Source organism: Streptomyces sp. NPDC034084 (assembly GCF_055575535.1).
Genome location: NZ_JBVISK010000005.1, coordinates 496,605 through 510,070 on the forward strand (window position 1 = coordinate 496,605; position 13,466 = coordinate 510,070).

Sequence of the window (13,466 nt, forward strand, 5' to 3'; positions counted from 1 at the left end):
TCCCCCCGGTGGACGTGATCACCGGCCGAGCGCCCGCCCCGGCGGCCCCCGGCCCGACCGGCAACGTGTCGGGTCCGCCACGGTCTCGGTGGACAAGATGGTGATGGCCCGTCCCACCTGCGGTTCCTTACCCTCGACCCCATGACCCCTCATGTCGAACCCGATCCTCAGGCCGGCGCGGCCGTCAAGGCCGCCGACCGCGCGCACGTCTTCCACTCCTGGTCCGCACAGGGACTGATCGACCCGCTCGCCGTCGCCGGCGCGGAGGGTTCGTACTTCTGGGACTACGACGGCAACCGCTACCTCGACTTCACCAGCGGCCTCGTCTACACGAACATCGGCTACCAGCACCCCAAGGTCGTCGCCGCCATCCAGGAGCAGGCCGGGAAGCTCGCGACCTTCGCGCCCGCCTTCGCCATCGACGTCCGCTCCGAGGCCGCACGCCTCATCGCCGAGCGCACCCCGGGCGACCTGGACAAGATCTTCTTCACCAACGGCGGCGCCGAGGCCGTCGAGAACGCCGTCCGCATGGCCCGGCTGCACACCGGCCGTACGAAGGTGCTCTCCGCCTACCGCTCGTACCACGGCGCCACCTCCACCGCGATCAACCTGACCGGCGACCCGCGCCGCTGGGCCTCGGACAACGGCTCCGCAGGCGTCGTGCGCTTCTGGGCGCCGTTCCTCTACCGCTCGCCCTTCTACGCCACGACCGAGGCGGAGGAGAGCGCGCGGGCCCTCCAGCACCTGGAGGACACGATCGCCTTCGAGGGTCCGGCGACGATCGCCGCGATCATCCTGGAGACCGTGCCCGGCACCGCCGGCATCATGACCCCGCCGCCCGGCTACCTCGCCGGCGTCCGCGAGATCTGCGACAGGTACGGCATCGTCTTCATCCTCGACGAGGTCATGGCCGGCTTCGGCCGCACCGGCAAGTGGTTCGCCTCCGAGCACTTCGGCGTCGTGCCCGACCTGCTGACCTTCGCCAAGGGCGTGAACTCCGGCTACGTGCCGCTCGGCGGCGTCGCCATCAGCGCCGAGATCGCCGCCACCTTCGACAAGCGCCCGTACCCCGGCGGCCTGACCTACTCCGGGCACCCGCTGGCCTGCGCCGCCGCCGTCGCCACCCTCCACGTGATGGAGGACGAGAAGGTCGTCGAGAACGCCGCCCACATCGGCGAGACCGTCCTCGGCCCCGGCCTGCGCGAGCTCGCCGAGCGCCACCCGTCCGTCGGCGAGGTCCGCGGCATGGGCGTCTTCTGGGCGCTCGACCTGGTCAGGAACAAGGAGACCCGCGAGCCGCTCGTCCCGTACAACGCGGCCGGCGAGGCCAACGCGCCGATGGCCGCCTTCGCCGCCGCCGCGAAGAAGAACGGCCTGTGGCCCTTCGTGAACATGAACCGCACCCACGCCGTCCCCGCCTGCAACGTCTCCGAGGCTGAGGCCAAGGAAGGCCTCGCGGCCCTGGACGCGGCCCTCTCGGTGGCCGACGAGCACACCGCGTAACGCGGAACGGAGAGGCCCCTTCCGTCTGGACTAGGGTGTCCGGAACCGGACGGAGGGGGGCCGACCCATGCCCGCGAGCGGAGCTGTCACCCGCAACACCCTGCGACAGCAGATCGCGGACGCGCTCCGTGACGAGGTGCTCGCAGGGCGTCTCCAGCCGGGCGAGGAATTCACCGTCAAGCAGATCGCCGAGCAGTACGGCGTCTCCGCGACGCCCGTGCGGGAGGCGCTCGTCGACCTCTGCGCCCAGGGCCTCCTCGACTCCGACCAGCACCGCGGCTTCCGCGTCCACCAGTACTCGATCGACGACTACCGGGGCATGGTCGAGGCCCGGATGCTCGTCGTCGACGGCATCTTCCGCCGCCACGCGCCCGCGACGACCCCGCCGCCCCCCGCCCCGGAACCCGATCTCGGCATCGGCCTCGCGCTCGTCTCCGTACGCCGCCGGGGCGAGGCCGCCGCCCGCGCCGCCCGCGCCGGGGACCTGGACATCCTCATCGGCTACGACATCCGCTACTGGCGCGAGCTGGGCCGCCTGGTCTCCGCCAACGACTACATCGCCGACTTCCTGCACCGGCTCCGCGTCCAGGCCTGGGTCTTCTCCGTGCCCTACCTGCGCTCCGAGCGGGACGTCCTCGGCTGGCTGTGGAGCGGCCACGTGGACCTCGTCGACGCGATCACCCGCGGCGACGGGGAGGCCGCCGTCGAGGTCGTACGGGCGTACAACACGCACTCGCTGGAATGGGCGGACCGCCTGGAGGCGCGGGCCCGCTGAGGGCCCGTCGGGTTGAGACGGGGCCTCGACGGGCAGGTGCTCAGCGGGTGGGCGTGGGCGGCCGAGCCGACTACCCTGGCCGTCCCTGCATTTGACGGAGAGCGAGCCTCCCTTGGCCTGTGACCTGTGGCTGGTCCCCCTCGTCGACGTGCTGTGCCACAGCCCCGACAACCCCTTCGCCGAAGACATCGCCGCCTACGACGCCGTGCTGAGCGCCTCGGGCCTGCCGACCGTGCCCGTCTACGCGTACATGCCGGGGCTCTCGGGCGACGTCGCCCCGGTCGCCGGCTTCGACTACGCGGCGCTGCACTTCCTGCGCCGCGTCTACCTGCTCCAGATGTGCGGACTGCCGGTCGAACCGGTCGGCGAGCTCGGCGGGGACTACGAACAGCTCCTGGAGATGTTCGAGGCGACCGCCCAGCAGTCCCACCTGGTCTGGCACTACGACCACGCGGGCGCGTACGTGCCGGTGGACTTCCCGGTGCCGCTCGCCAGCGACGAGCTCCTCGAGGGCGGCGGGCCGCTCGGCTCCTCGTACGGTCTGCTCCGCGAGCTGGAGTTCGTGGCGCCCGCCCTCGGCATCGACCCGGCGAACCCGCCCGCGGCCCCCCGTCCGCCGGAGCGGCCCACCACCCTGGAGGAACCGGCCGCGGCCGGACCCTACGAGGACCACCCGTTCGCCCGGGAGCGGCACGTCTGGCTCGGGCTCCACGCGGCGGCGACCCGGAGCCTCGCCCAGGGCTCGATGATCATCCTCAGCTGAGGCCGGGTGCTCCCCGGAGGCCCTAACGGGTCTCCGGGGGCCGCTGGCGCGGCATGTTCGGGCGGGTGCCCGGGGGCAGCGGGAAGCGACCGGCGGGGTGGGGGCTCTCCGCCCTGGCCGGGACCACGCCGACCGACTGGAGCGCCAGCGGCGCCGGGCCCGAGCGGAACTCGACCATCCAGTCCGCGGTCTCCGCCCGTACCAGCTCCGTCACGTCCTCCGAGAAGCGGCGCAGCACGCCGAGGCACCGCTCGGCCGCCTCGCTGGCCGTGCCCTCCGTGGGGCCCAGCACCTCCCGGACGCTCTCCGAGGCCCAGTCGAACTGGAGCGCCTGGAGGCGGCGCTGCACGGCCTGCGCCGTCGCCACGTCCCTTATCCAGCCGGAGGTCACGCCGAAGTACCGGTCGCAGGCCATGCAGGCGGCACCGAGCAGCAGCGAGAGATAGCCCCAGCCCGCGGCGCCCTCGGCGGCCCCGGTCAGGTCGAGCAGCGGGAGCGCGGCGCCCGCGATCACCCCGGCGGCCGCGCCGATCCGCAGGATCCGGGCGCAGCGGCGCTTCCAGACCCGGTCGGAGAGGTACCACTCGGCGGTGCGCAGGGCGTTCGTCTCGACCCAGCGGTACAGCTCGTCGAGCCGTTCGGCGGGCTCGCCCCAGTCGCCCAGGGGGAACGGCGTACCGGTCAGATCGCGGGTGACGTCTCCTCCGGGGGTCCCCGGTGGCTGCATCTCCGGCTGCTGGCTCACCGGGGGACTCCTCTGTTCAGCTCAGCGCTCGTGTCCTTTTGTGACGTGCGGTGCACGTGGTGCCTGCCCTTCCTACCGCCGAATGGTGGGCGATGGGCCCGGAATCCCGGGATTTCCGCCCGCAAGAGGGTGTTGATCAGGTAGAGGAGCCCGCAGTTTCTCACTCGAAAGAGTTGCGTCGGCACCCCGCTCGGCGAGCACGTAGGCTCGGGATACCGACGTTCCGAAGACGTTTCCGAAGACCTGTAGGAGTGAGTGACCGTGATCCCCGGTGGTGGCCAGCCCAACATGCAGCAGCTCCTCCAGCAGGCCCAGAAGATGCAGCAGGACCTCGCGCGGGCCCAGGCGGAGCTCGCCGCGACCGAGGTCGACGGACAGGCGGGCGGCGGCCTCGTCAAGGCCACCGTCACCGGCTCCGGCGAGCTGCGGGGCCTGGTGATCGACCCCAAGGCGGTCGACCCGGAGGACACCGAGACGCTGGCCGACCTGATCGTCGCCGCCGTGCAGGCCGCCAACGAGAACGCGCAGCAGCTCCAGCAGGCCAAGCTGGGCCCGCTGGCCCAGGGCATGGGCGGCATGCCGGGCCTGGGCTTCTGAACCCCTTCTAAGGCTCGCTTCCAGCCACTACCGTAAGAATCAAGCACTCCGAGGAGAGGCGTTCCGTTGTACGAAGGCGTGGTTCAGGACCTCATCGACGAACTGGGCAGACTGCCCGGCGTCGGTCCCAAGAGCGCGCAGCGGATCGCCTTCCACATCCTCCAGGCCGAGCCCACGGACGTCCGCCGTCTCGCGCACGCGCTCCTGGAGGTCAAGGAGAAGGTCAGGTTCTGCGCGGTCTGCGGGAACGTGGCGCAGCAGGAACAGTGCAACATCTGCCGCGACCCGCGCCGCGACCTGACCGTCATCTGCGTGGTCGAGGAGCCGAAGGACGTCGTCGCGATCGAGCGGACCCGCGAGTTCCGCGGGCGGTACCACGTCCTCGGCGGCGCCATCAGCCCGATCGAGGGCGTCGGCCCGGACGACCTGCGGATCCGCGAGCTGCTCGCGCGGCTCGCGGACGGCACCGTCACCGAGCTGATCCTCGCGACCGACCCGAACCTGGAGGGCGAGGCCACCGCGACGTACCTGGCGCGGATGATCAAGCCCATGGGGCTGAAGGTGACCCGGCTCGCGAGCGGGCTCCCGGTCGGAGGCGACCTGGAGTACGCCGACGAGGTGACACTGGGCCGTGCCTTCGAGGGGCGGAGGCTGCTAGATGTATGACGACAGGGCCGGTGCGCTCTCCTGCGCGCTCTCAGGGAGGCTGCTCGATGTCTGATCCCACACTGCACTCCGTCACGCAGGATCCGGACGACTTCGCGGTCCAGATCGCCGACTCGATCGAGAGCTTCATCGTCGCGACGACCGAGGTCGCCAAGGGCGACGAGCCGGACAGCGCGGTGCCCTTCCTGCTCCTCGAGATCTCCCAGCTGCTCCTGGCGGGCGGCCGGCTCGGCGCGCACGAGGACATCGTCCCGGACGAGCGGTACGAGCCGGACACGGGCCCGGAGCCGGACGTCGACGACCTGCGCGAGCGGTTCGCGGCGATGCTGGACCCGGTCGACGTCTTCTCCGAGGTCTTCGACCCGTACGAGCCGCGCAAGGCCCCGGTCCCGGCCCGGATCTCCGACAACCTCGCCGACATCGTCGCCGACCTGCGCCACGGCCTCGCCCACTACCGCGCGGGCCGCACCAGCGAGGCGCTGTGGTGGTGGCAGTTCTCGTACTTCTCCAACTGGGGCCCCACCGCCTCGGCGACCCTCCGCGCCCTTCAGTCCCTCGTCGCCCACGTCCGCCTCGACCAGCCCCTCGCGGCCCTCGACGGCCTCGACACGGACGAGGACCTCGCGGAGGACGACCTCGCGGAGGAGGCGGGGCGCGTGATGCTGGAGGAGATCGGCGTCCCGCTGAGGCTGCGCGGCGGGTCGCTCGGGAAGTAACGGCCGCGCTTGGCGGCTGGAGCGGACGCCGCGGGGGAGCGGTCGGTCGGGAAGCAGCGGCCGCGCTCGGCGTGCCGGACACGGCTTCCTGATCACTTCCTGAGCGGCTCGTCTCACCATGCGATATCACGGTGGTGTTTCCGGGTCCCTCGATAGACTGAGCCGATCGCAGCGCCGGCTGCGGCACAGACTGAGCGAGGAGCGCACGTGGGCCTTGTCGTGCAGAAGTACGGAGGCTCCTCCGTTGCCGATGCCGAAGGCATCAAGCGCGTCGCCAAGCGGATCGTGGACGCCAAGAAGAACGGCCACCAGGTGGTCGTCGTGGTTTCCGCGATGGGCGACACGACGGACGAGCTGATCGATCTCGCCGAGCAGGTATCCCCGATCCCTGCCGGGCGTGAGTTCGACATGCTGCTGACCGCCGGAGAGCGGATCTCCATGGCCCTGCTGGCCATGGCGATCAAAAACCTGGGCCACGAGGCCCAGTCGTTCACGGGCAGCCAGGCAGGCGTCATCACCGACTCCGTCCACAACAAAGCGCGCATCATCGATGTCACGCCGGGCCGAATCCGTACCGCCCTCGACGAGGGCAACATCGCCATCGTCGCCGGCTTCCAGGGCGTGTCCCAGGACAAGAAGGACATCACCACGCTCGGCCGTGGCGGGTCCGACACCACCGCCGTCGCGCTCGCCGCGGCGCTCGACGCCGAGGTCTGCGAGATCTACACCGACGTCGACGGTGTGTTCACGGCCGACCCGCGCGTCGTGAAGAAGGCGAAGAAGATCGACTGGATCTCCTTCGAGGACATGCTGGAGCTCGCCGCCTCCGGCTCCAAGGTGCTGCTGCACCGCTGCGTCGAGTACGCACGCCGTTACAACATCCCGATCCACGTCCGCTCGTCCTTCTCGGGACTCCAGGGGACCTGGGTCAGCAACCAGCCGCAAGGGGACCGCAAGGTGGAGCAGGCCATCATCTCGGGCGTCGCCCACGACACCTCCGAGGCGAAGATCACCGTCGTCGGCGTGCCGGACAAGCCCGGCGAGGCCGCGGCCATCTTCCGCGCCGTCGCGGACGCCGAGATCAACATCGACATGATCGTGCAGAACGTGTCCGCCGCCTCCACCGGCCTCACGGACATCTCCTTCACCCTCCCCAAGGCCGAGGGCCGCAAGGCCATCGACGCCCTGGAGAAGGCGAAGAACTCGATCGGCTTCGACTCGCTGCGCTACGACGACCAGATCGGCAAGATCTCCCTGGTCGGCGCCGGTATGAAGACCAACCCCGGCGTCACTGCGGACTTCTTCCGGGCGCTCTCCGACGCGGGGGTGAACATCGAGCTGATCTCGACCTCCGAGATCCGCATCTCGGTCGTCACCCGCGCCGACGACGTCAACGAGGCCGTACGCGCCGTCCACACCGCCTTCGGCCTGGACAGCGACTCGGACGAGGCCGTCGTCTACGGAGGCACCGGCCGATGACCCCGAAGCCGACGCTCGCGGTCGTGGGAGCGACCGGGGCGGTCGGCTCGGTGATGCTCCAGATGCTCACGCACCACGCGGACGTCTGGGGCGAGATACGCCTCGTCGCCTCCCCCCGCTCGGCCGGCCGAAAGGCCTCCGTCCGGGGGGAGGAGTGCGAGATCCTCGCGCTCGACGAGGAAGCCTTCGAAGGCGTCGACCTGGCGCTCTTCCTGGTACCGGAGGACGTCGCCGCCCACTGGGCGCCGATCGCCGTCTCCAAGGGCGCCGTCGTCGTGGACACCTCCGCCGCCTTCCGGGCCGACCCCGACGTGCCGCTCGTCGTCCCCGAGCTCAACGGCCACGCCGCACGGGTACGCCCCCGCGGCATCGTCGCGGGACCCGGCTCCACCACCCTCGCGCTGATCGTCGCCGTGGGCTCCCTGCACGCCGAGTTCGGCCTCGCCGAACTGGTCGTCACCGCCCAGCAGGCCGCCAGCGGCGCCGGTGCCGGGCGGGCGGGCGTCGACGCCCTCCGCGCCCAGCTCGGCCTGGTGGCCGGCGACGCCGACCTGGGCACGCACCCCGGTGACGTACGGCGGGCCGTCGGCGAGAACACCGGCCCCTTCCCCGGCCCCCTCGCGCTCAACGTCCTGCCCTGGTCGGGCACCCCCGGCGCCGACGGCTCCTCCTCCGAGGAGGAGCACGTCCGCGACGAGACCCGCAGGATCCTCGGCCTGCCCGGCCTCCGGATCGCCGCCACCTGCGTGCGCGTCCCCGTCGTGACCGCGCACTCCGTCTCCGTGCACGCGCGCTTCGAGAACCCCGTCCCCGTCGCACGCGCCCACGAGGTCCTGGCGACCGCGCCGGGGGTCGTCCTCTACGACGACCCGGCCGCCGGCGACTTCCCCACCCCCGCCGACGTCGCCGGCACCGATCCCGCCTGGGTCGGCCGCGTCCGGCGCTCCCTCGACGACGAGCGCGCGCTCGACTTCTTCGTCTGCGCCGACAACCTCCGCAAGGGCGCGGCCCTGAACGCGCTTCAGATCGCGGAATCCCTTGTCACGGATTTGTGTGATCTGTGAACGACCTGTGAGCAAAAAGGCGTCAGATACCTCTTGAAGTGCGGCGATGCCGTGGTCGACGATGCACTTCCCCCCTACTGCAACCAAGAGTTGGGCGGGGCGCGTCTCTGCGTGCACCCACCACCGTGTGGCACGGGACACGCTGAAAGCGGGGCATCGGGGGAGAACGGTTACGCATGAGGACGAACAACTCGCCGTCGAAAAAGGCGGCGTGCGCGTACAACCCTGCCGGGGGGAAACGTGTCCAACAGGCGTGGCAGAGGTACTCGACATCGCGACCATCGCCCCGCTGCGCGGCGCGGGCACGGCGGTGCTCCCCGCGCGGAGCGACGCCGTCGTTCCCCTACGCGCCCCCGTCGCCCCGGTACGTGACGCCGCCGTCGTTCCCGTACGCGGCTCGGCCGTCCCTGCGCGTGAAGTCGTCGCCGTCCCCGTGCGCGGCTCGGCGGTCCGTCCGCTCCGGCGGCCGCGCGCGCTCGGCGGCATGCCGGTGATCGCCCCCGTGCCCACCGGATCCCGCACCGGCGGGGTGGACGGCATCCCGTCGCCCCGCAAGAGCGCCGAGGCCGTCCCGGCCGCAGGCACCACCGTCGATCACCTCACCGAGACCTACCGCGCCCACTACCGGTCGCTGCTCGGCCTCGCCGCGCTGCTCCTCGACGACACGGCCTCCTGCGAGGATGTCGTCCAGGAGGCCTTCATCCGGGTCCACTCGGCCCGCAAGCGGGTGCGTGAGCCGGAGAAGACGCTCGCCTACCTGCGCCAGACGGTGGTGAACCTCTCCCGGTCCGCGCTGCGCCGCCGCATCCTCGGACTGAAGCTGCTGTCCAAGCCGATGCCGGACATGGCCAGCGCGGAGGAGGGGGCGTACGAGCAGTTGGAGCGCGAGGACCTGATCAGGGCGATGCGCGGACTCCAGCGGCGCCAGCGCGAGGTGCTCGCCCTGCGGTACTTCTCCGACATGACCGAGGTCCAGGTCGCCGAGACGCTCGGGATATCCCTGGGTTCGGTGAAGGCGTACGGTTCGCGGGGCATCGCGGCGCTGCGCGTCGCGATGGGGGCGACGACATGAGCGAGGCACCCGACCGGGACGGCGTGGCCCACGAGAACCGTGACGGCGACGACGTCCCCGAGAGGCATGCCGCCGAGGCGGCGCTCGAGGACCGCACCGACTCCGCCGCCGGGCCCGCTCGTGAGAAGCCTGACGCCCTGGATGAACGTGACGAGCTGAGTGGACAGCGCATGGTGAAGATCGAGCCCGGGCCCGGCGAGGGCGACGACGAGCTCGCGCTGCGGCGGCTTTTCCAGGACGCCGTGGGCGGCCTTGAGCCCTCCCTCGGCTCGCTGGAGCACCTGCGGCGGGCCGTGCCCGCGCGGCGCGCCCGGAAGCGGCAGGCCGTCGTCGGCGCCGCGGCCGCCGCCGTCCTCATCGGCACGGCCGTCCCCGCCTTCGTGCACGTCGCCGCGTCGGGCGGCATCTCCGCGGCCAACCCCGTGAACGCCGGCCACGGCGAGCAGGCCCAGGGCGGCACCGGCACGGAGACCGGCGTCGAGGGCGGTCAGAGCTCCACGGCCCCCGCGAGCAGCGTCTCCCCGCGCCCCGGCGCGGCGGACGCCGCGTCGGGCAAGCCGCAGCTCCCGGGGGCCGGCTCCTCGGGAGACGGCCCGCGCCAGACGCTCGGCGCGGACCCCGACTCCACCCCGCGGTGCGCCGTCGGCCAGCTCGGTGTCGCCGGGTCGGGAGCCGCCGGGGCCGACGGTGAGGGCAAGGTCCACGGCACCTTCCGCATCGCCAACGTCTCCGACCAGGCATGCCTGGTGGACGGGGCCGGCATCGTCGGCTTCGAGGCCCGGGGGGCGGCGGACCCGGGGCGGATCTCGGTGGTCCGCCACACGTCGGGGGACGGGGGCGGCGGACTGCCCGACCCCGCCCAGGAGGCCTCGGCGCTCGTCCTCGAGCCGAGCGGCAGCTACGAGGTGAAGTTCGTCTGGGTGCCGAGCGACACCTGCCCGACGACCGGCACCACGCCGACCCCCACGCCGACCACCCCGAGCGAGCCGCCGGCCACGCCGACCCCGACGGACAGCCCGTCGGGCGGTACGGGCAACCCCGAACCGACCGAGGGCGCCGACTCCGGCGGCGCCGGCACCGGACCGGACACCGGCACGGAAGAGGGCGCGGGCGCCGGCACGGCACCCCAGCTGCTCCACGAGGACGGCACTCCGGCGGACGGCGGCATCGCGGTCAGCCACACCGCCGAGCCTGGCGGCCCCACGGCAACGGTCCTCATCCCGAACGCCTGCGCCGGCACCCTCTACCGAACGGGCCTCCTGGCCCCGTCCTAGGACGGCGCTGGGCGCGCCGGGCTGCAGGTGCTGCGCCCCGCGAGGCGCGGCGGGAGCGCCCCGGCGAGGCCGCAAGCGGCGCCACACGAGGGCCCACCGGCGCCTCACGAGGCCCAGGGTGGCGCCCTGCGAGGCTCAGCGCCGCCACCAGGCTCGACGGCGGCAGCGGCGGCGCCTGCGCGGCCCAGCGGGGCAGGGCCGGCCCTACAGGCCCAGTGCCTCGTCCCGTGAGGCCTCCGCCTCGCGGCGCACGAGGCGGAACCACATGAAGACCACGAAGCCCGCGAAGACGAACCACTCCGCCGTGTAGCCCAGGTTCTGGAACGCCTTCGCGTCCAGGCCCGTGCCCGCGGCGGCCACCGCCGGGACCGGCGTGAGACCGGCGGGGGAGTCCGCGAGGGTGATCCAGGCGTCGTAGACGTCGTCCGTGACCACGTTCACCAGGGACGCCGCGCTGATCATCCCCAGCTGCCCCTCCGGCAGCCCGCCCGCCGCGCGGACGCCCTTGGTGCCCGGGTTCTCCGAGGCCTGGAGCGCGCCCACCACCGTGACCTCGCCGGCCGGCGGAGCGGGGGCCTTCGCGCCTGCGGGGAGCCAGCCCCGGACCACCGGCAGCGACCGGCCGCCGTCCGTCTTCAGCATCGTCAGGACGTACGAGCCGGTGCGCCCGTCCAGCTCGCGGTCCGGCACGAGGAACTGCTCCCCGAACCGGCCGCTCGCCCGCGCCGCACGGCCCGAAGTCTTCTGGTCCACCGGCAGGAGCGAGTCCAGCGGCTCGGCCTTGAGCGAGCTCGCGGCGGGCAGCTCCTCGGCCTCCCGGTGGGTCTCGACGCGGTCCTCGAACTTGCCGAGCTGCCATGTCCCCATGAACACGCAGAACGGGATCGCGAGGAGGACGAAGGCGTTGATCCCCCACCAGCGGGGCGTTCTCAGGAACCGGTACACGCCCCCACGGTACGCAAGCCGGCTCAGGCTCCCGCAGCCCGGGTCCCCAGGTGTCTCGCCGCGAAGTCGAGGTCCAGGGCGACCTGCTTGATCCGCTCCTCCACCACCAGGGAGCCGTGCCCCGCGTCGTACCGGTACACCTCGTGCACCGCGCCCCGGGCCGCCAGCCGGTCCACGTAGTTGTCGATCTGGCGGATCGGGCAGCGCGGGTCGTTCACGCCGGCCGTCACGTGCACCGGGGCCTTCACCGCGTCCACGTACGTCAGCGGCGACGAGGCCGCGTACCGCTCGGGCACCTCCTCGGGGGAGCCGCCCAGAAGCGTCCGGTCCAGCGCCTTGAGGGCCTCCATCTCGTCCTCGTACGCCGTCACGTAGTCCGCGACGGGCACCGCCGCGAGCCCGACCGCCCAGTCGTCCGGCTGGGTGCCCAGACCGAGCAGCGTCAGGTAGCCGCCCCAGGAGCCCCCCGACAGGACGAGCCGCTCCGGGTCGGCGAGGCCGCTCGCCACCGCCCAGGCCCGGACCGCGGCGATGTCCTCCAGCTCGATCAGACCGACCCGGTGCTTGAGCGCGTCGGTCCACTCCCTGCCGTACCCCGTGGAGCCCCGGTAGTTGACCCGCACCACCGCGTACCCGTGGTCCACCCAGGCCGCCGGGCCCGAGGCGAAGGCGTCGCTGTCGTGCCAGGCGGGGCCGCCGTGCACCTCGAAGATCGTGGGGAACGGCCCCTCTCCCTCCGCCGGCCGCTGCACCAGCGCGTGCACCCTGCCGCCCGGTCCCTCCACCCACACGTCCTCCACGGGCACCGACGGCGGCGCCTTCGGACCGGGCGGGTCGAGGACGACACTGCCCGCCGTGGAGCGCACCACCGGCGGCTCGGCGGCCGAGGACCACAGGTACTCCACGGAGCCGTCGGGACGGGCCGTCGCGCTCGACACCGAACCGGCCGGGGTCTCCACCCGGACCAGGGCCCCCGTCGCGATCTCGTACCGCCACAGCTCGCTGCGGGCCTCGAAGCCGTGCACGATCAGCAGACCCGAACCGTCCGGATACCACTCCGCCGACACGTCGCCCGGCAGATCGAGCCGGAGGTCGGTCTCGGCACCCGTCGCCACGTCCCAGAGCATCGGCTCCCACCGGCCCCGCCGCTGGTGGCCGACGAGCAGCCGGGTGTCCCCGGCCAGCGGGGCGAAGCCGAGGACCGTGAGCCCCAGCTCCTCCGTGCCGCCCTTGGTGTCATCGAGCTCGGCCACCACACCCGCGTCCGAGGCGCGCAGCACGCGCAGCGCCGAATGCATCGCGTCCCCGTGCTCGGTGTGCTCGATCGCGATCAGCGAGCCGTCGAACGAGAGGTCACCGACGCCGGCCGACTCCCGGTGCCGGTAGATCTCGACCGGGGCGTCGGCCCCGGGCCGTACGAGATGGACCGTCGTGCCGTCCTCGTCCGTGGAGCGGCCCACCACGAGCGTGCCCTCCCGGCCGATGGCCAGTCCGGCCGGATAGGACGGGGCGAGGCCGGGCATGGCCGGCTCGTCCGGGCCGCCCGTGAACGGCTGGCGCATCCACACCCCGAACTCGTCCCCGTCGGTGTCCGCGAACCACCAGATCGAGGCGCCGTCCGGCGACAGCGTGCCGTCCGTCGTCCCGTTCGGCCGGTCCGTGACCTGACGCTGCTCGCCGGTCGCCCGGTCCCAGGCGTACAACTCGTACGTCCCCGTCGCGTTGGACACGAAGAGTGAGCGGTCCGGTGCCTCCTCGGCCCACTCGGGCAGGGAGACGCGGGGTGCCCGGAAGCGCTGCTCCCAGACGGGGGTGTCGCTGTGCTTGCTCTCGGTAGTCATGGCATCCATCATGCTCCGCGCGGCCG

The 13,466-nt window shown here is 72.6% G+C and carries 13 protein-coding genes; 10 read left to right on the top strand and 3 right to left on the bottom strand.

The features are described from left to right. Nucleotides 1-141 precede the first annotated feature (141 nt). From ACZ51I_RS20840 to ACZ51I_RS20850, 3 genes are all read left to right on the top strand, one after another. Nucleotides 142-1,503, top strand: coding sequence for an aminotransferase class III-fold pyridoxal phosphate-dependent enzyme (locus tag ACZ51I_RS20840; RefSeq protein ID WP_468877846.1), 1,362 nt, complete (start codon nucleotides 142-144; stop codon nucleotides 1,501-1,503). Nucleotides 1,504-1,570: 67 nt separating this feature from the next. Continuing rightward, entirely contained in the window at nucleotides 1,571-2,278 is a 708-nt protein-coding gene (locus ACZ51I_RS20845; protein WP_468877848.1) for a GntR family transcriptional regulator, read from the top strand. A gap of 112 nt (nucleotides 2,279-2,390) precedes the next feature. After that, nucleotides 2,391-3,041, top strand: coding sequence for a hypothetical protein (locus ACZ51I_RS20850; protein ID WP_468877850.1), 651 nt, complete (start codon nucleotides 2,391-2,393; stop codon nucleotides 3,039-3,041). Between the two features lie 22 nt (nucleotides 3,042-3,063). Here ACZ51I_RS20850 and ACZ51I_RS20855 read toward each other — a convergent pair whose 3' ends face one another. Further along, complete coding sequence (locus ACZ51I_RS20855) at nucleotides 3,064-3,768, bottom strand: SLATT domain-containing protein (RefSeq protein WP_468878211.1); 705 nt, start codon at nucleotides 3,766-3,768, stop codon at nucleotides 3,064-3,066. Between the two features lie 279 nt (nucleotides 3,769-4,047). Between ACZ51I_RS20855 and ACZ51I_RS20860 the strand changes: the two genes are divergently transcribed. The 7 genes from ACZ51I_RS20860 to ACZ51I_RS20890 all read left to right on the top strand — a co-directional run bounded on the left by ACZ51I_RS20860 (nucleotide 4,048) and on the right by ACZ51I_RS20890 (nucleotide 10,654). Beyond that, nucleotides 4,048-4,383: a YbaB/EbfC family nucleoid-associated protein gene (locus tag ACZ51I_RS20860; RefSeq protein ID WP_352018515.1), complete on the top strand. Its 336-nt coding sequence runs from the start codon at nucleotides 4,048-4,050 to the stop codon at nucleotides 4,381-4,383. 66 nt (nucleotides 4,384-4,449) lie between these two features. Continuing rightward, entirely contained in the window at nucleotides 4,450-5,049 is a 600-nt protein-coding gene (recR, locus tag ACZ51I_RS20865) for a recombination mediator RecR (RefSeq protein WP_041662562.1), read from the top strand. A 47-nt stretch (nucleotides 5,050-5,096) separates the two neighbouring features. After that, the gene (locus tag ACZ51I_RS20870; RefSeq protein ID WP_468877853.1) at nucleotides 5,097-5,765 is read left to right on the top strand and encodes a DUF5063 domain-containing protein; all 669 of its coding nucleotides are present in this window, start codon (nucleotides 5,097-5,099) and stop codon (nucleotides 5,763-5,765) included. 207 nt (nucleotides 5,766-5,972) lie between these two features. Further along, entirely contained in the window at nucleotides 5,973-7,244 is a 1,272-nt protein-coding gene (locus ACZ51I_RS20875; RefSeq protein WP_468877855.1) for an aspartate kinase, read from the top strand. After that, nucleotides 7,241-8,308, top strand: a complete 1,068-nt coding sequence (locus ACZ51I_RS20880) for an aspartate-semialdehyde dehydrogenase (protein WP_468877858.1) — start codon at nucleotides 7,241-7,243, stop codon at nucleotides 8,306-8,308. Before ACZ51I_RS20875 ends, ACZ51I_RS20880 begins: the two co-directional genes overlap by 4 nt. A 253-nt stretch (nucleotides 8,309-8,561) precedes the next feature. Continuing rightward, nucleotides 8,562-9,380 carry a SigE family RNA polymerase sigma factor gene (locus ACZ51I_RS20885; RefSeq protein ID WP_468877860.1) on the top strand — a complete coding sequence of 273 codons (819 nt, stop codon included), beginning with the start codon at nucleotides 8,562-8,564 and terminating at the stop codon, nucleotides 9,378-9,380. Further along, nucleotides 9,377-10,654 (top strand): hypothetical protein, encoded by a 1,278-nt coding sequence (locus ACZ51I_RS20890; protein ID WP_468877862.1) that lies wholly within the window; start codon nucleotides 9,377-9,379, stop codon nucleotides 10,652-10,654. Before ACZ51I_RS20885 ends, ACZ51I_RS20890 begins: the two co-directional genes overlap by 4 nt. Before the next feature lie 204 nt (nucleotides 10,655-10,858). On the opposite strand, the gene ACZ51I_RS20895 is transcribed toward ACZ51I_RS20890, so the two are convergent. Then, complete coding sequence (locus ACZ51I_RS20895) at nucleotides 10,859-11,599, bottom strand: SURF1 family protein (protein ID WP_468877864.1); 741 nt, start codon at nucleotides 11,597-11,599, stop codon at nucleotides 10,859-10,861. A 23-nt stretch (nucleotides 11,600-11,622) separates the two neighbouring features. Next, the gene (locus tag ACZ51I_RS20900; RefSeq protein ID WP_468877867.1) at nucleotides 11,623-13,449 is read right to left on the bottom strand and encodes a S9 family peptidase; all 1,827 of its coding nucleotides are present in this window, start codon (nucleotides 13,447-13,449) and stop codon (nucleotides 11,623-11,625) included. Nucleotides 13,450-13,466 lie beyond the last annotated feature (17 nt).